Source organism: Methanohalophilus profundi, assembly GCF_004137855.1.
In the GTDB taxonomy this organism is placed as follows: Archaea; Halobacteriota; Methanosarcinia; order Methanosarcinales; family Methanosarcinaceae; genus Methanohalophilus; species Methanohalophilus profundi.
This window is the reverse complement of sequence record NZ_QBKB01000002.1, coordinates 1,180,041-1,201,357: the sequence shown is the minus strand read 5'-3', so window position 1 is coordinate 1,201,357 and position 21,317 is coordinate 1,180,041. Positions and strand designations below refer to the sequence as shown.

Below are 21,317 nucleotides of genomic sequence, written 5' to 3'. Positions count from 1 at the left end.
ATCTAATCCGGTTCGTGCCCCCAGCTTTCGTCCCTCACCGTCGGACCCGTTCTGGTAAGACGCCTTCGCCACTGGTGGTCCCACAGGGATTACAAGATTTCACTCCTACCCCTGTAGTACCTCTTACCTCTCCCGGTCCCAAGTCTAACAGTATCCCCCGGAAGCCTAACAGTTGAGCTGTCAGATTTCCCGGAAGACTGATTAAACCGGCTACGGACCCTTTAGACCCAATAATAGTGATTACCACTCGGGCCGCCGGTGTTACCGCGGCGGCTGGCACCGGTCTTGCCCGGCCCTTGCTATCACATGCTATTTACACATGTGGACAGCCAGCATTGTATGCTGGCACTCGGTGTCCCCTTATCGCGGTTTCCCGCAGTGTAAAGGTTTCGCGCCTGCTGCGCCCCGTAGGGCCTGGATTAATGTCTCAGAATCCATCTCCGGGCTCTTGCTCTCACAACCCGTACCCGTCGTCGGCTAGTAGGTACTCTAGACCCACTACAACCTGATAGGCCGCAGACCCATCCTTGGGCGACGGATCTTTAAATCACAAAGCATTCCAGCATATGTGATCTATTCAGAATTATCCCCAGTTTCCCGGGGTTATGCTGAACCCAAGGGCAGATTGTCCACGTGTTACTGAGCAGTCCGCTATGTTCACGAAGAACATTTAACTGGCATGGCTTAGTCGAACACCGATAGCAGTAACCTCTGGCAGGATCAACCAGAATTTTAATTATTTCTAGCACACCTTTTGAAGGTTAAAGGAAATTGTTGGCAGGGTACCTGTTAAACAACATGATGCTGATTAAAGGCCCTGCACAGTGAATTCTTAATACTAACGATCAGAATTCACCGAACTGCCATTGCGTGAGTCAGACAGAATTGTTATCTCCTGTCTCCATTGATATGAAGGTGATTATGTTTCCACACACGTATTGTGCGGGAACACATGAATATCGCTTTTGGTATATAAACCTTCTGATCCGGCAAAGCCGGAACAATTCACACGACAAACCAGCAAGGTTCGCGCATGAATCAGGTCATCGAAAGCAGCCCTAAGATACCACCATAATATATATAGATTTCGTGACAAGGCCCTCACATGGATTCCCTGAATCCAAACATAAATAACACGCAAATATAAATAGTAGAAAAGCAAAGTAATTTGCGGGATTTATTATGTATGCGAAGAATCAACTGAGGGATCGCTTTTTACAGCGCTGAATCGATTAGAAATAAAGAAATAACCATTTTTGATACTACTCTTCGCGACGGGGAACAAACCCCTGGTGTATCCCTAACCCCAAAACAGAAGCTCAGTATTGCAACTCAGCTTGATAAGCTTGGGGTAGATACGATTGAAGCAGGTTTTCCAATAGCATCCGAAGGAGACAAGGAGTCGGTTAAATCCATAGCCGATGCAGGCCTAACTTCAGAGGTCTGTGGCCTTGCCCGGGTGCTCACAAAGGATATCGACGCCTGTATAGACGCAGGAGTGGACATGGTGCACACCTTCGTCTCCACATCGGACATCCAGAGGGAACACACCATACGCAAAAGTCGTGAGGAAGTGCAACAAATGGCCACCGAGGCCGTGGGATATGTAAAAGACCATGGACTCAGATGCATGTTTTCTGCCATGGATGCCACCCGGACCGATATCGACTACCTTGTAGCAATCTACAGGGCAGCAGAGGAAGCCGGTTGTGACATCATCAATGTGCCGGACACCGTGGGCGTCATGTCCCCATCGGGCATGTACAATATGATAAGTGATCTTCGCCAGCAGATCAGTATACCAATCGATACACACTGCCACAACGACTTCGGGCTTGCTGTGGCAAACAGTCTGATGGCAATTGAAGCGGGCGCCAACCAGGCACAGGTGACGATAAATGGCCTTGGTGAAAGAGCTGGCAATGCAGACCTGGCGGAAACGGTCATGAGCCTCAAATCCATATACGGCGCCAACCTGAATATCAATACAGAATATATCGTTGAAACCGCACGAATGGTCGAACGTTATACAACCGTTCCTATTACAGCCCATCGTCCGGTTGTTGGCGAGAATGCATTTGCGCATGAATCAGGAATCCATACCCATGGTGTCCTTGAGAATTCTGATACCTTTGAACCGGGCATAATGACCCCAAAGATGGTGGGCCACACGCGCCGTATCGTGCTGGGCAAACATGCCGGCAAACATGCAGTACGCAGATCCCTTGAAGCTGCCAACCTTAACCCCAATGATGAACAACTCAATCACATCATAGAGAAGGTTAAAACAATAGCAGACAAGGGCAAACGCCTGACAGATGCCGACCTGTACGCAATTGCCTGTGCAGTAATGCACAAACCAATGGGCAAGCCTGCAATAGACCTCAAAGAGCTATCTGTAATGACGGGTAATGTCACAACACCTACAGCAGTTGTGAAAGCACTGGTTAACGATGAAGAAAAGATTCTTTCAAACATCGGAATCGGACCCGTTGATGCAGCACTCAAGGCAGTAACCGGTATAATCGGGGAACACGCCACCATAAGCATCCATGACTTCCGCATTGAAGCGGTAACCGGAGGTTCGGATGCCGTTGCAGAAGTGATAGTCGGCGTACAGGATGAAAACGGACGGATAGTATCCGCACGTTCGGCAAGTGCAGATATTGTATATGCATCCGTTGAAGCACTCGTAACCGCTATTAACATGCTCCTCCAGAAGTGAGGAACATGTTACCTTATTTTATTGATTCACACTGTCATCTTGATATTTCCAAGTTCAACCGCGACAGGGAAGAGGTTATCCTCCATGCACAGGAAGCTGGGGTAAAGGAAATGATCAACTCGGGTGTTGACCTGAAAACCAACTTTTCAACCCTTGAACTGGCCAAAACCCATGACTGCATCCACCCAACAATAGGGTTAAGCCCCATGCTCGCCACCAACCCCGATAAAGACAGGGTACTGGAAGTCCTTTCCCAGCTTGATGAGTATGCCCCCACAGTCATAGGAATCGGAGAAGCAGGGATGGACTATTACCACTGCACCGATGAACCTTTACGCAAAAACAGAGAGAAGTATTTAAACAGGTCATCAGGATTGCAGAGAACCATGCAAAACCGCTGGTTATCCATGGCAGGGACGCCGAGGAAGAAGCGCTTGCAATGGCAGGCCATCTGGACAGGGTGATCTTTCACTGTTATGGAGGATCCCTTGAAACAATGAAAAAAATAACTGATGCCGGCCACTATATATCCATACCTACCCTGGTTTGCTTCTCCAGCCATCACAAAGAAATCGCTGCCACAGTATCTGAAGAACTCATGCTGATAGAAACAGACAGCCCTTATCTTTCACCGCGCAAAGGACGTAATGAACCCACATTCCTGGTCGATTCGATAAATACAATCGCAGAAATAAAGGACATGGAACCTGCCGATGTGGCAGAAATCACACGGAAAAATACCTATACCGCATTCAAAATCTAAAGGGATTTACATGAAAGTCATACAATGCAATGCCACCACCAATGATGCAAACTCCTACCTTATAAATGACAGTATCCTCATCGATACCGGGCTGAACGGAGAAAGACTTGCCCGGGAAATTGAAAGTCATATAGACCTCAGTAAACTGGAACTGATAATCCTGACTCACTGCCACTATGATCATACAGCTGCTGTGCCTCTGCTTGTGGAGCTCAGTGGGGCAAAGGTCGGTGTCCACAGGGCAGATGAGCCCATGCTTGCGGATGATATGGGAAGCGTATCAACATTCTTCGGCCAGAAAGCGCCTGCTATTGAGCCGGATATTCTCTATGAAGATGGGGATATGATCAAATTAGACGAAATCGAAGCCCTTTAGATAATCCACACACCCGGCCACACTCCCGGAGGCATATGTCTCTACGAACCTTTTTCCAAAAGCCTGTTCTCGGGCGACACAGTCTTTGCATCCGGCGGATTTGGGCGCACGGATTTTGAAGGAGGCTCAGCCAGACAACTCACAGAATCCATAGAAAAGCTGGCAGAAATAGATGTAGAAACCCTCTATCCCGGCCATGGCCCGGTGGTAAAAAGTGATGCCAACCGCCAGATCCAGCTTTCAATGCGCACATCCCGGACCATATGGTGATCCATAACAATGAAACACGATAAGAAAACATCAAAGCCCCTCCCCATGTCAAAAAAAGAAATGCATCAGAGGGGATGGGACACCCTTGACATAATCATAGTTACAGGCGATGCATACGTTGATCACCCTTCCTTCGGGGCCGCCCTGATAGGCCGCCTCCTTGAAGCCAGAGGGTTTAGAGTAGGAATAATAGCCCAGCCTGCCCACGATAAACCGGAAGAGTTTAAGAAACTTGGAAAACCGGAACTTTTCTTTGCTGCAACCGCCGGCAACATGGACTCAATGGTATCCAACTATACACCATCCCTCAAGCCACGTAAACGTGATATGTATTCTCCGGGAGGCAGCCCTGGTATGCGACCGGACAGGGCTACCATTGTATATTCCAATCGCATACATCAGGCATATCCGGATGCCCCTATTGTGATTGCGGGCGTAGAAGCCTCCCTGCGCAGACTGGCACAATATGATTTCCAGTCAGGAAAAGTAAGGAAATCAATTCTTGCAGATGCCCCGGCAGACCTTCTGATATATGGGATGGGCGAAACCCAGACAGAAGAAATCGCACGCAGATTGCAGGCAGGAGAAGATATCAAACAAATAAAGGACATTCCCGGTACAGTCTGGAAAACCCCGGTGAAGACCTGGAAAGAAGAACTTAAAGGCATGGATTATATCGAACTGGAATCCTACACTACGGTTTCAGAAGAAAAGGAAGCCTTTGCCAGAAATTACAAAACCCTCTGGCAGCAGCAAAATCCGGGAAATGGGAAAATACTGGTCCAGCCCCACCCCAAAACTATCATTGTCCAGAATCCTCCGGCAAAACCTCTTGAAACCCAAAAACTGGATGAAGTTTATGAGTTACCTTACACAAGACAAAAACACCCCGCTTACAAAGAAGACATCCCTGCTATTGAGCCGGTGCGCTTCTCCCTCACTACCCACAGGGGTTGCTTTGGTGCCTGTTCCTTCTGCGCCATCGCCCATCATCAGGGCCGCATGGTTAATTCCAGGAGTATTGAATCACTCTTAAGAGAGGCAAAAAGCCTCACCAAAATGAAAGATTTCAAGGGAAATATCAATGGAGTGGGCGGGCCCACCGCAAATATGTATTCAATGGAATGTTCCCGTTGGAAAGACAAAGGAGTGTGTACCGACAAGTTCTGCCTCTACCCCGAGGTCTGCCCGTCAATGAATACTGACCACAGCAAAAACATGGAACTACTAAACCGCCTGGAACAAATTCCCGGGGTGAAAAAAGTTTTCATAACTTACGGTGTGCGCTACGACCTTGCCCTGACCCAACCTGAGTATCTGGAAATGATATGTAAAAAGCATGTCAGTGGAAGACTTGCTGTGGCACCGGAGCATTATTCAAAAAAAGTCACCGACAGTATGAGGAAACCGGGCAGAGATGTTTTTGAAAAGTTTGTGGAAATGTATTCAGCAATCAACAAGAAACTGGGCAAAGAGCAATACCTCCAGACATATCTCATGTCCGGCCATCCGGGTTGCGGGCTAAAAGAGATGATCGAAACTGCCGAATACATACGCGATAATAAATTGTATAGTGAGCAGGTGCAGGATTTCACACCAACCCCCATGACAGCATCCACCTGCATGTATCATACCGGCATTGACCCCTTCACGGGGGAAAATATAGAAGTTGCCACGTCACGAAGAGACAAGAAGATCCAGCGCACAATCCTCCATTACAGGGATAAACGAAATCGCAAATATATTCTTGAAGCTCTAAAAAAGGCAGACCGGATGGATCTTGTGGGTAACAGCTGGAAATGTCTGATTTCCGGCAAAAGCGGCATGTGGGAACCCAAAAAGAAATGAACTTTTTTAAAGAAATTTTATATAACTATATGTATATATACTCTGCATATATATGTGCTGTGTAGGAGATAGTTCATGCTTCAAAAGAAGCAATTAGAAATACTGATAGCAGATGACAAGCCTGAAGACATAGATATTATCGAGAAGATGCTGCAGGCAGAGTATACCATAACAAAGGCAAAATCAGGAATTGGCAGCCTGGGAATCATAGAAAAAACAAATCCTGATGTGATATTGCTGGATATTAACCTGAATGATATCAGTGGCCATGAAATATGCAGAATCATAAAGCAACGCCAGGATACACGTGCCATACCTCTGATCATCGTAACAGCCATAAACAATAGGAAAGAAAAAATCAGGGCCTTCAATAATGGTGCGGATGATTTTGTCCTGAAACCGGTTGATGAGTTCATACTTAAGAGCCGTATTGAGACCCTGCTAAAAATAAAAGGGTTGCAGGAGCAGATCCGCCAGGAAAGGGACCTGGCCCTCAAGTACATAGACACGGCAGGTTCCATAATGATAATCCTGGACAGGCATATGAATATCAAGCTTGCGAACCAAAAAACTGCAAAGGTGCTGGGATATGAGACCTCCGTACTAAAGGAAAAAAACTGGATAGACAGTTTTGTTCCTGCAGAGGAAAAAATAAAGGTCAAGAAGCAATTCAAAAGACTACTCAATGAAGAAAAGGGCATACCCGAATACCTGGAAAATCATATTATAAACCGCAAAGGGGAAAAAAGATTAATTCGCTGGCGCCAGACTGTTTTGAGGGATGATTTGGGAGAAGTTGGAGAAATAGTAGTTGCCGGCGAAGATGTTACTGCCCAAAAAGAAACTGAAGAGCAACTCAAAAAGGCCCATGAAGAACTAAAAACTATTGATCAGGTCAAAAAAGAATTCATTGCCAATACCAGTCATGAACTTCGCACTCCCATGATATCCCTCAAAGGCTTCAGTGACCTGCTCAACAAAGAAAGGCTCGGAGAACTTGGTCCAGAACAGAAAAAAGCCATGGAATCCATCTCTCGCAATTCAATATTTCTTCACAGACTCGTAGAATCATTGTTTTATGCAAATGATACAGCCAGAAAGAACATACGATATTCCTTTAGCCCCCTGGATATAAACAAATTTTTAAAAGAAATACTACAGGACATTTCCATTCAAATCAGGGAAAAGGGGATTACTGTAGATACCTGCTTTGATGAACACGTCTGTGAAATTTCTGGCAGCTATAATTACCTCAGAAGAGTATTCCTCCACCTGATGGATAATGCCATCAGGTTTTGCCCGGCAGATTCCACGATATCCATCACAACCCTGAAAGGGGGCGAAAATATCGATATCTGTATAGAATATGTGCCTGAATTACCAGACAAAGTCGAACACAACCCATCTCCTCTTGAAGGAAGACATGGACGATGCAGGAATACGTATTTGCAGGGAAATAATCGGCACACACAAAGGAGAACTGGAAATAACAGAAAGCGAAAGCCTCACACAAATTTTCGTGAAACTCCCGTCACTTCAAAATTAACAGATGGCCTTTTCAAGCAGCTCAATAAGGTCTATGAGCTCACGGTCTTCTGCAGCCATCTCAAGATTGGAACGGCACAGGGGACAGGAAGTTACGAGTAATTCGGCCTTTTCTGGAATCTCATCCAGTCTTTTGGAGGCAAGGGAGCGGGAAAGATCTGAGAAACTTCTCCTCACACCACCTCCGCCACCACAGCAGCGCGCATTTTCATGGTGGGTGTCCATCTCCTCAAGATTGCATATACGCCTGATAACATTGCGAGGTGCTTCGTATATACCATGCGCCCTGCCTATATGACAGGGGTCGTGATAGGACACGGAAATATCAAGTTTGTGGATATCAAGTTCATCGAGTTTTTGTTCTAAAAACTCGGATAAATGAAGTACCTCAAACTCATCGGGATAATCCTTTTTCAGGGTAGTGTAGCAACCAGCACATCCTGTGATTATGGTTTTTGCCCCGCTCTTTTTTATCTGCTCCATGTTGTGCTAGATCAATTCGGAGGCATCAGAGCCTGTGCGAAGCAGAGGGGAACCACAGCATACCTCGTCCTGCAAAACACCCACCCCGAATTTCCTGAGGATGTCAAAGGTCTTGCGTGCAACTTCCGGATATCTGTATGCAGTCATACAGCCTGCAAAATAAACATATTCGCATTTATCAGGTAGTTCTTCCCTCTCTGTCGGTTCTAGCCAGTGCAGGCGTTGCCGGGATTCGCGCAGGGTATTGCCCCATTCAACAGTGTCCTTTTTGAGTTTTTCCTGAGCCTTGCTGGCTCCGGCCTTGCGTACAACAGCTGCACGTGCATTTTCAACTATATCCGGAGGTGTTGCCCCTGAAGGGCACATTTGCTCACATATCCCGCAGGTTGTACATGTATCCAGGGAAAAACGGAAACTGTCATCAATATCCGAATCATCATCGATTTGCTGGGCAATGAGCATCCGGCCCCGTGCATTGGTGGATTCCCAGCCATATTCATTGAATACCGGGCAATAAGCCCTGCAGGTTCCACAGTGCACACATTTCAGGATTGACCTGCGATCTTCATCATTCATTTATCCACCCCCAATTTTCCGGGATTGAGGATTCCTTTGGGATCAAGGGCTTTCTTGATAAGGGACATTACCGGCAGGGATGTAGGATGCTCAAGTTCCATATATTCCGAGCGTGCACCACCAATTCCGTGTTCTGCGGAGACCGTACCCCCCAGTTCTATTGCCTTTCGATAGATAAGGTCAGCAGCCCTGTGGAGCTTGTCCCATTCTTCCTCACTGAGCATATCTATACTCATGCCGGTATGCAGATTGCCATCTCCTATATGACCATATATCATGATAGGAATTCCTACTTCATCGGATATCCTGTGTACATTCACGATCATCTCAGGTATCTTTTTTATTGGCACACCGACATCCTCCCCTACATAAACCCGATTGCGCAGGGGATCCAGGCGACTTATTGCCGCCCCCACGATACGCCGACCGGCCCAGATGCGATCACTTTCCTGTTCATCCCTTGCCGCACGTATGTCATCTGCAATCCCTTCACATACCTTTTTCACCATTTCTGAAGCCTCGGAGACCGCACCTTCTGAACCGTCCACCTCAACCATAAGAATCGCACCTGCATCAGGGATATCAAGAGTAGGATCATAGGATTTCAGGGCACGTATAGTGGTACTGTCAAGTATTTCACAGGCGGAGGGGATTGTACCTGAGGAAAGGATACGCACAACTGCGCCTCCCGCTTTTTCCGCACTATCAAAGGAGAGGAGAATTACCAGCCTGGCACGGGGCAGGGGATGAATCTTCAAAACCGCCTCAGTAATTATGCCCAGGGTTCCTTCAGAACCTACCATCAGGGCTGTCAGATCATAACCTGAAGCCGTTTTTAGTGTTCTTGAACCGGTCCTTATAATGCTGCCGTCCGCAAGAACTACTTCAAGGTCCAGCACATAACGTTTCGTAGTCCCATATTTCACGGAACGCATTCCGCTGCCATTGTTCGCTATAAGGCCCGCCAGAGTACACATAGCAGTACTGCCCGGGTCGGGAGGGAAGAAGAAACCATAGGGTTTCAGGGTTTCGTTTAGCCTGGAATGCACGACCCCGGGTCCGATAGTTACCTGCAGATTATCAATGTCTATATCGATAATCTCATCCATACCGCTCATATCCAGCACAATTCCACCACGGACCGGTACTGCGCCACCTGCAAGCCCACTGGCAGCACCCCGAGCCACCACAGGCATTTCATTTTCAGAAGCAAGTTTTACTATCTTGCTTACCTGTTCTGAATTATGCGGGCGTACCACATATTCAGGACGACCCTTTACCTGGGAGGCATCCGAAGAATAGCAACAAATGTCCGAGGCCGAATTACTTACGTTTTTATCGCCGACTATCTCCTTCAGCCTGTTAAGAAGCATATGCGTTCAACCTGTAATGTATTGATCAATATTATGTGATTGAGTAGAAAACGTTTACATCTATATAGTTCTATTCTATGCCATGACCAGATACTTTGAAGTCCACCAGAGAGATGGGGCTGCAAGAACGGGAAGCCTCTATCTTAACAACACAATGCCTACACCAACGGTAATTGACACTTCTTCCCTCAAACCAGAGACAGAAGCAGATATAATATATCCAGGCAACCAATGGCATTTCGGTAGTGGAAAAGCAGCAACACAAGCCACCCTGAGGTTAAGAGAAAATGTGGGAAAAAATAAACTCATAATCATGCCTTCCTGCACATATTCGCCCATGGTAGCAGGAGATGTTACCTGTGAAAAGATTGATGTGCCAGCTGACGAGGGACCCACGGGTATAGCCTATTCTGAAAGAGACCCGGAAACTACCCGGGACCTCTATGTGGCAGACGGCATCGGCTGCCATGAAGGCAATCCTCGCAGGCTGCTGGCCAATCTCATGGAGACCAGGGAGAACATTGCACCTGATTCGGCCCTTTATGCACCGAATATCGCCCTGCCGGAAAATGTTGCCATGCTGATTTATCTGGGAGTGGACATCCTGGATACGACAAGGGCAACGATCGCGGCCTTTGAAGATAAATACATGACAACAGCCGGTATCATCCATCTGGACAGGCTTGCAGAATTACCCTGCTGCTGTGCCCATTGCAGCGGCATGAGTGCAAAAGAATTAAAGGATATGGATAAAAAGCAACGCGCCCGCCTACTTGAAAAACATAACATCGCCACCCTTGAGGCAGAAGTCGCCCTTGTCAGACAACGGATACACAGTGCCTCTCTCAGGGAATACGTGGAAGGAAGATGCCGTCATGACCCAGCCCTTGTGGCAATGCTGCGCCTGAGTGATGCAGAATACGATTTCCTCGAAGAAAGAACAGCCCTATTCAAACCCGCACCCCTGCTTGCAACAACCTCTGAATCCCTGACAAGGCCTGAAGTTGTACGCTTTGCCCGACGAGTACAGCAGAGATACACACCACCAGAAAAAGATGTCCTGCTACTTTTACCCTGTTCGGCCCGCAAACCTTATTCTATTTCTATGACCCATTCCAGATTCCGCAAGGCACTTGGAAAGAATCTTAAACTTGTGCAGGAAGTCATAATTACCTCACCTCTGGGAATAGTACCCCGGGAACTGGAAGTCACATATCCTGCAGCACATTATGACACCACAGTAACGGGCTACTGGGATGCGGAGGAACACAGTTGGGTCGAGAAATGTCTGGAGGACTTCCTGCGCAAACATCCTTACAAACATATTGTAGCACATGTGGAAGATGAATATCGCAGTATATGTGAGAACGTGTCCAAAAAACTCGGATTGGAAATAACTTACACCTCCGACGGAAATGTGACCTCCCCAAACTCCCTGCACAAACTGGAAGATACATTAAAAGAATTATGTAGCGGGCTCAGCTACAGGGGAGATTACAGACGGGACATGCTAAAAGCCATTGCAGATTACCAGTTTGGTGCAGGTTCCGGTGAAAAACTATTACCCCCTGATTCAAAAATAAAAGCCCCTTTCCCCCGCTACCAGGCATTTCTGGATAAGGAACAACTCATAACCCTGATACCCGAAAATGGTACGATAGCCCTGACCATCGAAGGGGCTAAGAGGATTATTGAAACAGGAGATTATGTTGTAAATATCGATGATTTCGTGCCACGCGGTTCAATACTGGCACCGGGAGTCATCAATGCCGATGAACGGATTCGCCCCAATGATGAAGTGTTCATATGCGGAGATAAAGCATTCTGTGTTGGACGTGCTGCAATGAGCGGCCCTGAGATGATATGTTCAAACCGGGGCATTGCCGTGGATGTAAGGCACGTCAAAAAATTATAAAGGCCCGGGAGGGGCTACATTGCTGTTTAGAAAATTCGAAGGAAGGGACTTTGCCGAGGTGCTGCAGATTGAAATGGAGGCGTTCGAGGACCATGACCCCTACACCTACATGGATTTCTATGAAATGAATCCGGAAGGTTTTCTTGTCGCTGAAAGCGGGAAGACCATTACAGGTTTTGTAATGGGATACCGCAGTAGTGAACAGGAGGGGAGGATATTTTCCCTTGCCGTTAAAAAAGAATTCCGGAGAAGGGGAATCGGTCAGGCATTATTGCAGGTAATACAGAGACATTTTCGCAACCGGAATGTAAAATATATGCGCCTGGAAGTACGTGCCAGCAATAAAAAAGCCAGGAGTCTTTATAGTCGCATGGGGTTTGTCGACTGCTGGTATGAACCGGGTTATTATATCGATGGGGGATGTGGAATAATTATGAAGAAATATCTATATCCCGTAGGTTTGCATGAAGACTTAATGGCAGATGATTGGTCTGCCATATCTTAAGTTCCGTTCAATTACGATGTGAAACCCCATGTCCCGATCTCTCGGCAAATTCCTGCATCCTGACAGAGGTCCTGCTCACACTGGATATCTCGTCTTCTGAAATGATGGATGCCAGGTGATTACCGAGGATAAAGATTGCATGCTTGTGTTCTGCTTTGCTTCGATGGATGTGAACCGGACTTATGGAGAGAGAATTATAATCCTCAAAATCATGTTCTACACCCTGATCTTCCAGATACCTTTTGATTTGGGCCATCAAAGTATGCAACTGGATCAGTTCATCTTTGTGCATTGTAACAACCTGTTTTATATCAATTTAAAGCAGCATAGATTCAGAAATAGAATCTAAATGAGTTAGATAAAATCATTCCCTATGGAAACCCCCTTCCGTGTTGTGCTATATATTTTTTCCTATTTAATTTCAACTAATAATAATTAACAATCCTACATACAAGAATGCAGATTCCAATTTAATGAGAGAAAGTGTATAAAATTATTTTACATATTAATTTTAAAAAAGTATATTCCCTAAAAGCATTGCCACAAGTGCAGCAAATGGTATAAAAAGGTTGTCATGGCGGGAAATTGAACATTCCGTGACCATACCGGCCACACTACCAACAACGGCCAGCACTCCAACAAAATAAAATCCTACTATAGAAGACAGGATTACTCCTCCGATGGTGCCCTCCACCGTCTTACATGAACCGGGCAGGCGCAAACTTCCCAGACGACCGATCAGCGGTGCTACTCCATCACCCAGAGCCAGGACTACCATGGAAGCATAACATATACCTGCATTTACAAAATAACTCAGACCCAGAAGGACAAAGAAAGATAGAATGTAAAGCAAAGGGTCCAGTGCGAACACTTCCTTCTCCCTGTTCCTCCATAAAAGACCATACACATACCTTTTCTTTTCAGACGCTTTGATAGCTTCCGTTATGAGAAAAATAAGTGTTGCACCTGCAAGTGCCAGTGCGGCATATTCCCTGCCATAAATATCCGCTATAAAGGGAACCGCCACTCCCGACATATGAACAATTTTGCGTAAAGGAAGCGCCTTTTCGCCACACAATGGATCATTATTATAAGCTGCCATCATCTGGAATCTGGCAGATAAATGGATATATTTTGTTATTGGAAACCCGATATAACCATACATGATGCTACAAATTATTATTTCAGATGAAATGTGGGAAAAATATACCATTCAAGGATGAGATTATTATATGATTATTTTGTATTATTAGCACAATTCTGGATACAAGATGCCATCTCATCCAGTGATTTGATTTGCCGGTGATAGAATGGAAGGAAAAGTTTGGAAATTCGGAGATGACGTGGATACTGACGCGGTTATCCCGGGAAGATTTCTGGTCCTAAACACCCCTGAAGAACTTGCAGCACATGCATTCGAAGGAGTGAGACCAGATTTTGCAGAAAATGTAAAGGAAAATGACATAATCGTTGCTGGAAGCAATTTTGGCTGCGGATCATCCAGAGAACATGCACCCCTGGCATTAAAAGGGACAAAGGTTGGATGCGTTATTGCAAAATCCTTTGCAAGAATTTTTTTCAGAAACGCAATCAACATCGGTGTACCATTACTGGAATGTGCTGATACCGACAGTATAGATGAGAACGATAAACTTAAAGTGGATATTTCCACCGGTGTAATCGAGAACCTGTCCAAAGGAGAAAAGTATCAGGCAACCCCCTTACCTGATTTTGTAAGGGAGATTGTAAACGCCGGTGGACTGATAGAGTACACACGAAAGATAATCGATTAATCTTAATAATAACGGAGATAATTAACAATGACCCAGTATAAAGTGCCTGTAATTCCCGGAGATGGCATCGGCCCGGAAATTGTAGCAGAAGGAATGAAAGTTATAGATGCCGCAGGAGAAAAATTCGGATTCGATGTGGACTGGATTGATTATCCGCACGGTGCTGACCATTACCTTGAAACCGGGGAACTGATGAGCGAGGACACACTCAAAGAACTGTCCGACTATTCAGCCATATACCTGGGTTCTATAGGAGACCCCAGGATTGCCCCGGGTGTACTCGAGAAAGGCATCCTGCTTGCTGCACGTTTTTATTTTGATCAGTACATTAACCTGCGTCCAATAAAACTTCTCGAGGGAGTATGGACTCCTCTAAAGGATAAAACTCCGAAAGATATTGACTTTACAGTGGTAAGGGAAAACACTGAAGATTTCTATATCGGAATCGGTGGAAGGTCCAAGAAGGGTACCAGCAAGGAAATGCTTGAGGTCTCACGTTCCCTGTACTCCGCAAAATTTGACCTTGACATAGAAACCGACAGCGAGGAAATTGCCTATCAGATAGGAATGATCTCCAAAGAGGGTACCAGAAGGGTTATCGAGTATGCCTTTGACCTTGCAGAAAAACGTGATAAGCATGTGGCTTCTGTGGATAAGGCAAATGTGCTCACCGATATCTATGGATTCTGGAGAGAAGAATTTGAAGATGTAGCTGCCACACACCCAGATGTTGAAACAGATTTCAATTATGTTGATGCCATTACCATGTGGTTTGTCAAAAATCCCGACTGGTTTGATGTAGTTGTAACCCCCAACATGTTCGGGGATATAATCACCGATCTGGGCGCAATGATACAGGGAGGACTGGGACTTGCACCCGGCGGAAACATCAATCCCGAAGGAACCAGCATGTTCGAACCAATCCACGGTTCTGCGCCCAAGTACAAGGGGCAGAACAAGGTCAACCCTATCGCCACAATATGGGCCGGTTCCATGCTGATAGACCAACTCGGAGAAACCGAAGCTGGTGCAAGTATTGTTTCTGCAATTGAACAGAACATAATAGAAAACAATGTCAAAACCTATGATATGGGAGGCAGCGCCAAAACTTCCGATGTGGGAGATGACATAGCAAGAATAATACTTGAAGAATAAGTGAAATTTTAGGGAGGTTTGCTGATGGGGTGATGTATACCTCCCTTTTTCAGGCACCTGATCAATAGGTGCAGAACTTAAGTTCACAGGGATGAGCTGGAAGCACAATTCCTGAAACCCTACGATGATCTAAATTCAACATGAAAATAAATGGTCTCACAGGGATTTCATTGTTCCATAATCCATAATAGTTGAAACGGGTCGGGTATTTACATCAATACCGTATTCTTCAACAACCGCCAGGGCATTTACGCCTACAGAAACAACAATCCCCGACATACCAACATCTACAGGTGCTCCCAGCACATTACCCGATTCGTTATCCATCGCAAGCAACCCGCCTATATCAGATTCATGCAGTTGCCGGAAAAGAAGACTGGCATCTCCAACAGCAGATTGTGGAATACTACGCATATTAGCCAGTATGGTGCCAGAACCCGACTGAAGCAATCCTGTTACCGATGTGGACTGGCGCATCAAAAAAATCTTAATCGGGTCTATAGATGTACCCCTGTACGAAATAAGGTCTTTAAAAACCACTGGTTCATTGTTTTCCACGGAAAGAATTCCTCCAAAATTAGGCTTGACCGGAATGCCATGCCGCAGGAGGATCCCATCAAAAGTAATACTGCAAACTGTCGCAATCCCCACTTTCCCCGGTGGAACGAATATATCCTCCGAATCTTCTTCAAAAAATTTCACCCTGGGACTTATTGAGTAATCAACTGCACTTCTCATCAAACTGGCAGTTTTTCAAAATCATCCTTGTCCACATAGGATACGTTTACAATCACATTCCCTTCCCTTTTTACGGGATCATAATCTGTGCGATAGATTAAATCCTCAATCCTTGTGATTACAAAATCAAGCCTGTCACCGATAAGGGCCTCTTCCAGTTCTTCCTTGCCCTTTAGTGTTATGGAGCGACCTGTATAGCCGTGTTTTTCGGTAAAGCCGCGCTCGTCCAGTATCCTGAGGTGATAGCGTACAGCCCTTTCACCAAGATTGTAACCCCTGTTGCGTAATTCGTCGGCAATGATACGGGCTCCTACAGGCCTGTCACTTTCATTGATAATACGCATGATTTCGATAAGTTTTCTTTCGATCTGGGGGTCAGTCATGGGATTTCTCCGTTTTTATGGACATTATATTTAGCATATTTGCAATATGTAAATTGTGATATTATAGACTTCCAGTCCTAATAATATATATAATCAGACCCATACCGAAAATCCCGGCAGCAAGGAAACCGAGCAGACCAAATAACGGAACTCCCCACACCTGGGGTTCCATGCCGGTTTGTATAACCAGGGAAGAACCAACTATAATGGCAGAAATGATAAGACTGAAAGCAAGCCGGTTGGAGGCAACACTTATTTCCGCAAGGAGACGGTCGGTTCCTTCATGTTCAAATCTAAGATTCAGGTAGCCTTTTTCGGCAACTTCGAGAATGTGTGAAAGCTGCAACGGGGCACGACTGAGAAGCCTGCTTACATACCAGAGATTCTTTGAACTGTTTTTGGCCATATTACGCGGAGAAAAGCGTTTTTTCATGAACTTACGTGCATAGGGCTCGGCGATCTCAGTTACATTGAAATCCGGGACCATTTGCATAGCAAACCCACTTACAGTCATTACTCCTTTAAAAAGCAGGGCAATATTAGGAGGTACCTGTATCTGATGCTTACGCAAAAGAGACAGCATTTCAGAGGAGACTTCTGTGGCATCCACCTGATCCAGCGTGCGCCCATAATACTTGAAAAGGAAATGATCATAATCCGCTTTGAAGGAACGCACATCCAGTTTTTCATCAGCTACTCCCAGATCACGCATAACCTCTATGTATTGGGTACTATCCCCGTTTGTTATGGCTATAAGGGCATCTATCAAAAGCCCACGCATATCTTCGGAAAGATGACCCGCCATCCCGAAATCCAGCAGGGCGATTCTCCCGCCTTCCAGGGCAAATATGTTGCCCGAATGGAGATCAGCATGGAAAAAACCATGTTCAAAAACCTGTTTCATAAAAGCTTCAGAAACATCTGTGGCAAGTTTATTCCGATCCAGATTTTCATTTGCCAGATTTCCAAATTTATTACATTTTACCCCTTCAATATATTCCAGGGTCAGGACACGATCGCTGCTGTAATCACTGTATACACGGGGAATTACAATAACAGGATCGTTTTCAAAATTGGAAAGGAAGTGTTCGATATTCCTTGCTTCCTGAGTATAGTCCATTTCCGAGTGAATGGACCTTGACAATTCATCCACAACAGCTACCGGATTATAGAGTTTTATTTCCTCGATGTGCTGCTGGGCAAACCCGGCAAGACTATACATGATATCCAGGTCAGCCTCAATAATGCGGCGAATGCCCGGCCTCTGTATCTTTACAACCACATCTTCCCCGCTATGGAGGCGTGCTTTATGGACCTGACCTATGGATGCAGCTGCTACCGGTTTTTCATCAAAATCAGAAAAGAGTTCAGGTATATCCCTGCCAAGTTCGCTTTTGACTACTGCTTTTACATCTTCAAAAGGAAAAGGGGGGACATCGTTCTGAAGTTTTGTGAATTCCTGTGCGTATTTCAGGGGTATCAGGTCTTCCCGCATGCTGAGTAACTGGCCGAATTTGACATAGGTGGGCCCCAGTTCTTCAAGTACCTTCCGTGCCCTTTCCGGACGGGTATCAGTTTCCCGTTCCCTTCCAAACCGATTCTTGACACGACTGCGAACAGACCCCATTGACCAGAGGTCCATTTTATCCACAAAATAACCAAATCCGTTCGATACGAGTACATCTATGATACGCCCGTATCGCTTAACCATTGAATATCTGTGAGAAATACCCGGTACCATAGTATCAAAAAAAGATATTAGGGATGAATGGTATCAGGACCACTCATCATCTTTTTCATGCTTGCCTTTTTCTTCAGAGGATGTATCCTCACCCATAGATTTTGCAAGCATCTTTTCAAGACGGTCGATTTTTTCTTCCAGGTTCTTTACATGTTCCTGGGTTGCAACATCGGATTTATTGAAAGCTTCCCTGACACGGGAAGACATCTTTTCCTCCATCTCTTCCTGCTGCTTTCTCTTGGATTCAATCAAATCCGCCACGAACTTTTTACCCTCTTCCCTGTTAATTTCCCCACTTTCGACGAGGTCCTTCACATATTCATTAATCTTCTCTTCGGTCAGGGCATACAAGCCCACGGTAAAAAGCCCAAATTTTTTCATATAATATACAGGATCGTACATATTATTAAACCTCCAAGAGTATATTGTTTTTCAATGTATATAAAGAAAATGAAAATAAGCAGGAAAATGGATTACTTTGAAAGCAGCCCTTCAATGCCCTTTCCAATGTAGGTCACACCGGTTGATTCTATGAATTTATCACATACTTGGCGGGCATCCCCTTCTTCAACCATCAAACCTCCGGATAACAAAACTGCCCTATGAGCAACTTCTTTCACAAAATCCATGTGATGGCTGACAAAAACTATGGTCGTGCCAAAACTGCGATTTATTTCCTTGAGAGAATTGGTAACATCTCTCAGGGTGATCGGGTCAAGATCTCCAAAAGGTTCATCCAGCATGAGTATATCCGGAGATGTGGCAAGAGATACTGCAATATAGGACCTCACATGTTCCCCACCACTTATCTGTGCAGGTTTCTTTTCAAGTATGTCAAAAGAAAGATCCAGAGCATCAAATACAGGTTCTGCATATTTAGCCACATCGAGGTCCGGCCAGGCGGGGAATAATTCAAGGTAGACCTGTGGTGTCAGTCCCATTTTTGAAAGGGATTGTTCTTTTTCTGCCTCTGCCATATCTGGCAACTGATAAATCGTATCCAGCATCTTTTCAGAAATACCCAGCTTCTCTGCTTTTTGGCGGGCATGTTCTATCGCACCCTGCCTTTTGAGCCTGAGTTTAAAGGCTATATGCTGTCCTATTGTGGAATGAGGGGATAGGGTAAATTCCTGATGCATGATACTCATTCTGCGGCGCATTTCCATTCTTTGCGGGCTGAAACGGGAAATATCAATCCAGTTATCCTCAAGAGAATAAAGGACCCTTCCGCTTTGAGGTTCGAGGAGGCCGGCAAGCATCCTTAGCAGGGTTGTCTTCCCACTTCCGGAAGGGCCTATCAAACCCAGTATCTCACCCCTGTTAACAGAAAGAGAAATGTTTTTCAGGTCCAAAACTTCCCCTACCCTCCAGAGAGAATATCGCTTGGCAAGATTTTCTGCCCTGACACAAACCTCTTCTGAAAAAGTACCCAGAGGTTTTTTATCAGCCATTCCATGAAGGAACTTATCCAGAACTTCGCCAGAATCACCTGATGCCACAATTTTTCCTTCATCGATGTAGAGCATATCATCGGCAAGGTAACTCAAAATTTCCGGAAGGTGGGATACTACCAGAATAGGAATGTTGAGTTTTTCTTTCAGAAGAAGAATTATGTCCAGTATTTGCTGTTTGGAATCCGGACCTGCCATTGTGACAGGCTCATCCAGCAGCAGCACGGATGGCCGGGATGCAAGCTGGCGGGCAAGAATGAGGCGTTGTTTTTCTCCTCCACTCAATGCTCCGGAAAAATGCAGGGCTTTTTCCTTCAAACCCACAATACCCAGATAGGCCATTGCCTCCTCATACATTTCATCATAAAGAGGATGATCGTTATCCGGAAGGGCTTCGTAACCTTCCCTTGCATAATAAAGCCTGCGGATTATATTTTCAACTGCTTTACCGGACCAGAGGCTGAAGTTGCGCTGGAGATGAAGGGCGCTACTGCTCATCAAAAAACGTTGACCGGATTGGCCCATATCCGGATTTATAGCCGTTTCGTCAATCTCAATCGTCCCACTGTCAAAATTTTCAATTCCACGCAAAATTTTAAGCAAGGTCGATTTGCCACTACCACTTTTACCTGTAATGCCAAATATTTCACCATTCTGTACGGTAAAACTGATGTCCTCAAGTACCTGTTTTTTCCCGCAGGAAGAATCGTAAATTTTTGAAATACCTTTTACTTTAAGCATTTCCCACCTCATTAAGGGAAATCCATTTTTAACTTTTGATCGCAGAAACAAATTCAGCAATCTTTGCGCGGACATCGCCAGCATCTTCCACGGCAGTACCTGTCACAATCATATCCGCCCCTGCCTTTGCACAGGCAGCTGCAGCATTACGGTCACGGATGCCTCCACCTACTATCAAATGTCCTTTATCGATAGCATGTTTCACAGCACCTACCATTTCAACTGGAACCGGTTCATCTGCACCCGAACCTGCCTCGAGATACACATAGCGCATTCCAAAATAGGTTCCTGCAAGAGCATAGGCTGCAGCAAGCTCCGGTTTTGTACGGGGTAGCAACCGTGCATCTCCTACCCATCCAACCGTACCGCCTGGTTCCACTATCAGGTAGGCCATTGGAATGGGTTCAATACCGAATTTACGTACAAGAGGTGCACCCATCGCCTGGTTGGTAACAATATAATTGATATCCCTGGAATTGAGCAGGCTCATGAAAAAAATAGCATCGGCGTATGAACTCACGCCTGCGGAATCGCCAGGGAAAAGAATGGTCGGCACATCAATTTGTTCTTTCATCAGCTGAAGGGTCTGGTCAAGAACCTGACCCATCGCGCCGGTGGAACCCCCAATCATTATAGCATCGGTGCCTCCCTCAACGGCAGCTTTTGCAATCTCTACCGCTCTTTCGGGTTTTTGGGAGGCGGGGTCTATAAGTGTCAGATGGACACAGCCGTCCCTCTTCACGATGTCATTGAGGTACTCTTCCACCTGCATCAGACAGATCAGCCTCTCTTTACTTCCTTGGATTTTACACGGAGATTTTTGTAACCACACTTTCTGCATTTAACAGCCCTTACAGCGTTACGGGCATTGCAATTCATGCAGATCTTCTTGTTAAGTATACGTTCCTCAGCTTCGGGGAATCTTGCCATATTCTC

18 protein-coding genes, 3 pseudogenes and 2 other annotated features are annotated in these 21,317 nt (G+C 45.7%); of the genes and pseudogenes, 9 read left to right on the top strand and 12 right to left on the bottom strand.

What is annotated here, in order from left to right; translation table 11 throughout:
- Window positions 1-29 precede the first annotated feature (29 nt).
- Window positions 30-218, bottom strand: a sequence feature (16S ribosomal RNA rRNA prediction is too short).
- 20 nt (window positions 219-238) lie between these two features.
- Window positions 239-728: a sequence feature (16S ribosomal RNA rRNA prediction is too short), on the bottom strand.
- A gap of 479 nt (window positions 729-1,207) precedes the next feature.
- From C9889_RS06295 to C9889_RS06275, 5 genes and pseudogenes are all read left to right on the top strand, one after another.
- Entirely contained in the window at window positions 1,208-2,725 is a 1,518-nt protein-coding gene (locus C9889_RS06295; RefSeq protein WP_449405484.1) for a 2-isopropylmalate synthase, read from the top strand.
- Between the two features lie 5 nt (window positions 2,726-2,730).
- Window positions 2,731-3,488 (top strand): annotated as a pseudogene (locus C9889_RS11480) (TatD family hydrolase).
- A pseudogene (locus C9889_RS06285) lies at window positions 3,439-4,134 on the top strand (MBL fold metallo-hydrolase). The pseudogenes C9889_RS11480 and C9889_RS06285 overlap by 50 nt, the downstream one beginning before the upstream one ends.
- Before the next feature lie 9 nt (window positions 4,135-4,143).
- Window positions 4,144-5,982 carry a YgiQ family radical SAM protein gene (locus C9889_RS06280; protein ID WP_129598049.1) on the top strand — a complete coding sequence of 613 codons (1,839 nt, stop codon included), beginning with the start codon at window positions 4,144-4,146 and terminating at the stop codon, window positions 5,980-5,982.
- A gap of 75 nt (window positions 5,983-6,057) precedes the next feature.
- Window positions 6,058-7,629, top strand: a complete 1,572-nt coding sequence (locus C9889_RS06275) for a hybrid sensor histidine kinase/response regulator (protein WP_129598047.1) — start codon at window positions 6,058-6,060, stop codon at window positions 7,627-7,629.
- On the opposite strand, the gene C9889_RS10460 is transcribed toward C9889_RS06275, so the two are convergent.
- From C9889_RS10460 to C9889_RS06265, 3 genes and pseudogenes are all read right to left on the bottom strand, one after another.
- The gene (locus C9889_RS10460; protein WP_318531592.1) at window positions 7,525-7,845 is read right to left on the bottom strand and encodes a heterodisulfide reductase-related iron-sulfur binding cluster; all 321 of its coding nucleotides are present in this window, start codon (window positions 7,843-7,845) and stop codon (window positions 7,525-7,527) included. The genes C9889_RS06275 and C9889_RS10460 overlap by 105 nt on opposite strands.
- A gap of 105 nt (window positions 7,846-7,950) precedes the next feature.
- Window positions 7,951-8,586, bottom strand: a pseudogene (locus C9889_RS10455) ((Fe-S)-binding protein); the annotation flags it as partial.
- The gene (locus C9889_RS06265) at window positions 8,583-9,959 is read right to left on the bottom strand and encodes an FAD-binding oxidoreductase (RefSeq protein WP_129598045.1); all 1,377 of its coding nucleotides are present in this window, start codon (window positions 9,957-9,959) and stop codon (window positions 8,583-8,585) included. The gene C9889_RS06265 and the pseudogene C9889_RS10455, both read right to left, overlap by 4 nt.
- 82 nt (window positions 9,960-10,041) lie before the next feature.
- Here C9889_RS06265 and arcS point away from each other — a divergent pair, with 82 nt between their 5' ends.
- Both arcS and rimI read left to right on the top strand, forming a co-directional pair.
- On the top strand, window positions 10,042-11,874 hold the full coding sequence (arcS, locus tag C9889_RS06260; RefSeq protein WP_129598044.1) for an archaeosine synthase subunit alpha: 1,833 nt from the start codon (window positions 10,042-10,044) through the stop codon (window positions 11,872-11,874).
- 19 nt (window positions 11,875-11,893) lie between these two features.
- Window positions 11,894-12,379: a ribosomal protein S18-alanine N-acetyltransferase gene (rimI, locus tag C9889_RS06255; protein WP_129598042.1), complete on the top strand. Its 486-nt coding sequence runs from the start codon at window positions 11,894-11,896 to the stop codon at window positions 12,377-12,379.
- A gap of 7 nt (window positions 12,380-12,386) precedes the next feature.
- On the opposite strand, the gene C9889_RS06250 is transcribed toward rimI, so the two are convergent.
- Window positions 12,387-12,671, bottom strand: coding sequence for a UPF0058 family protein (locus tag C9889_RS06250; RefSeq protein WP_129598040.1), 285 nt, complete (start codon window positions 12,669-12,671; stop codon window positions 12,387-12,389).
- Window positions 12,672-12,890: 219 nt separating this feature from the next.
- A complete protein-coding gene (locus tag C9889_RS06245; RefSeq protein ID WP_129598038.1) occupies window positions 12,891-13,484 on the bottom strand; it encodes a diacylglycerol/polyprenol kinase family protein in 594 nt (197 codons plus the stop codon).
- 205 nt (window positions 13,485-13,689) lie between these two features.
- Here C9889_RS06245 and C9889_RS06240 point away from each other — a divergent pair, with 205 nt between their 5' ends.
- Together C9889_RS06240 and C9889_RS06235 are read left to right on the top strand one after the other, a co-directional pair.
- Complete coding sequence (locus C9889_RS06240) at window positions 13,690-14,172, top strand: 3-isopropylmalate dehydratase small subunit (RefSeq protein WP_072561160.1); 483 nt, start codon at window positions 13,690-13,692, stop codon at window positions 14,170-14,172.
- 27 nt (window positions 14,173-14,199) lie between these two features.
- Window positions 14,200-15,327 carry an isocitrate/isopropylmalate dehydrogenase family protein gene (locus tag C9889_RS06235; RefSeq protein ID WP_129598036.1) on the top strand — a complete coding sequence of 376 codons (1,128 nt, stop codon included), beginning with the start codon at window positions 14,200-14,202 and terminating at the stop codon, window positions 15,325-15,327.
- Window positions 15,328-15,483: 156 nt separating this feature from the next.
- Here the strand turns inward: C9889_RS06235 and C9889_RS11215 are convergent, their stop codons facing one another.
- From C9889_RS11215 to C9889_RS06205, 7 genes are all read right to left on the bottom strand, one after another.
- Window positions 15,484-16,065, bottom strand: a complete 582-nt coding sequence (locus C9889_RS11215) for a DUF128 domain-containing protein (RefSeq protein WP_318531540.1) — start codon at window positions 16,063-16,065, stop codon at window positions 15,484-15,486.
- The gene (locus C9889_RS11210; protein WP_318531539.1) at window positions 16,065-16,448 is read right to left on the bottom strand and encodes a winged-helix domain-containing protein; all 384 of its coding nucleotides are present in this window, start codon (window positions 16,446-16,448) and stop codon (window positions 16,065-16,067) included. The genes C9889_RS11215 and C9889_RS11210 overlap by 1 nt, the downstream gene beginning before the upstream one ends.
- A 61-nt stretch (window positions 16,449-16,509) precedes the next feature.
- A complete protein-coding gene (locus C9889_RS06225) occupies window positions 16,510-18,159 on the bottom strand; it encodes an ABC1 kinase family protein (protein WP_225420014.1) in 1,650 nt (549 codons plus the stop codon).
- 63 nt (window positions 18,160-18,222) lie between these two features.
- A complete protein-coding gene (locus tag C9889_RS06220; RefSeq protein WP_225420013.1) occupies window positions 18,223-18,570 on the bottom strand; it encodes a phasin family protein in 348 nt (115 codons plus the stop codon).
- A 92-nt stretch (window positions 18,571-18,662) separates the two neighbouring features.
- Window positions 18,663-20,381: an ABC transporter ATP-binding protein gene (locus C9889_RS06215; RefSeq protein WP_129598030.1), complete on the bottom strand. Its 1,719-nt coding sequence runs from the start codon at window positions 20,379-20,381 to the stop codon at window positions 18,663-18,665.
- 28 nt (window positions 20,382-20,409) lie between these two features.
- A complete protein-coding gene (locus C9889_RS06210; protein ID WP_129598028.1) occupies window positions 20,410-21,153 on the bottom strand; it encodes a geranylgeranylglyceryl/heptaprenylglyceryl phosphate synthase in 744 nt (247 codons plus the stop codon).
- An 8-nt stretch (window positions 21,154-21,161) separates the two neighbouring features.
- Complete coding sequence (locus C9889_RS06205) at window positions 21,162-21,311, bottom strand: 50S ribosomal protein L40e (protein ID WP_013038400.1); 150 nt, start codon at window positions 21,309-21,311, stop codon at window positions 21,162-21,164.
- Window positions 21,312-21,317 lie beyond the last annotated feature (6 nt).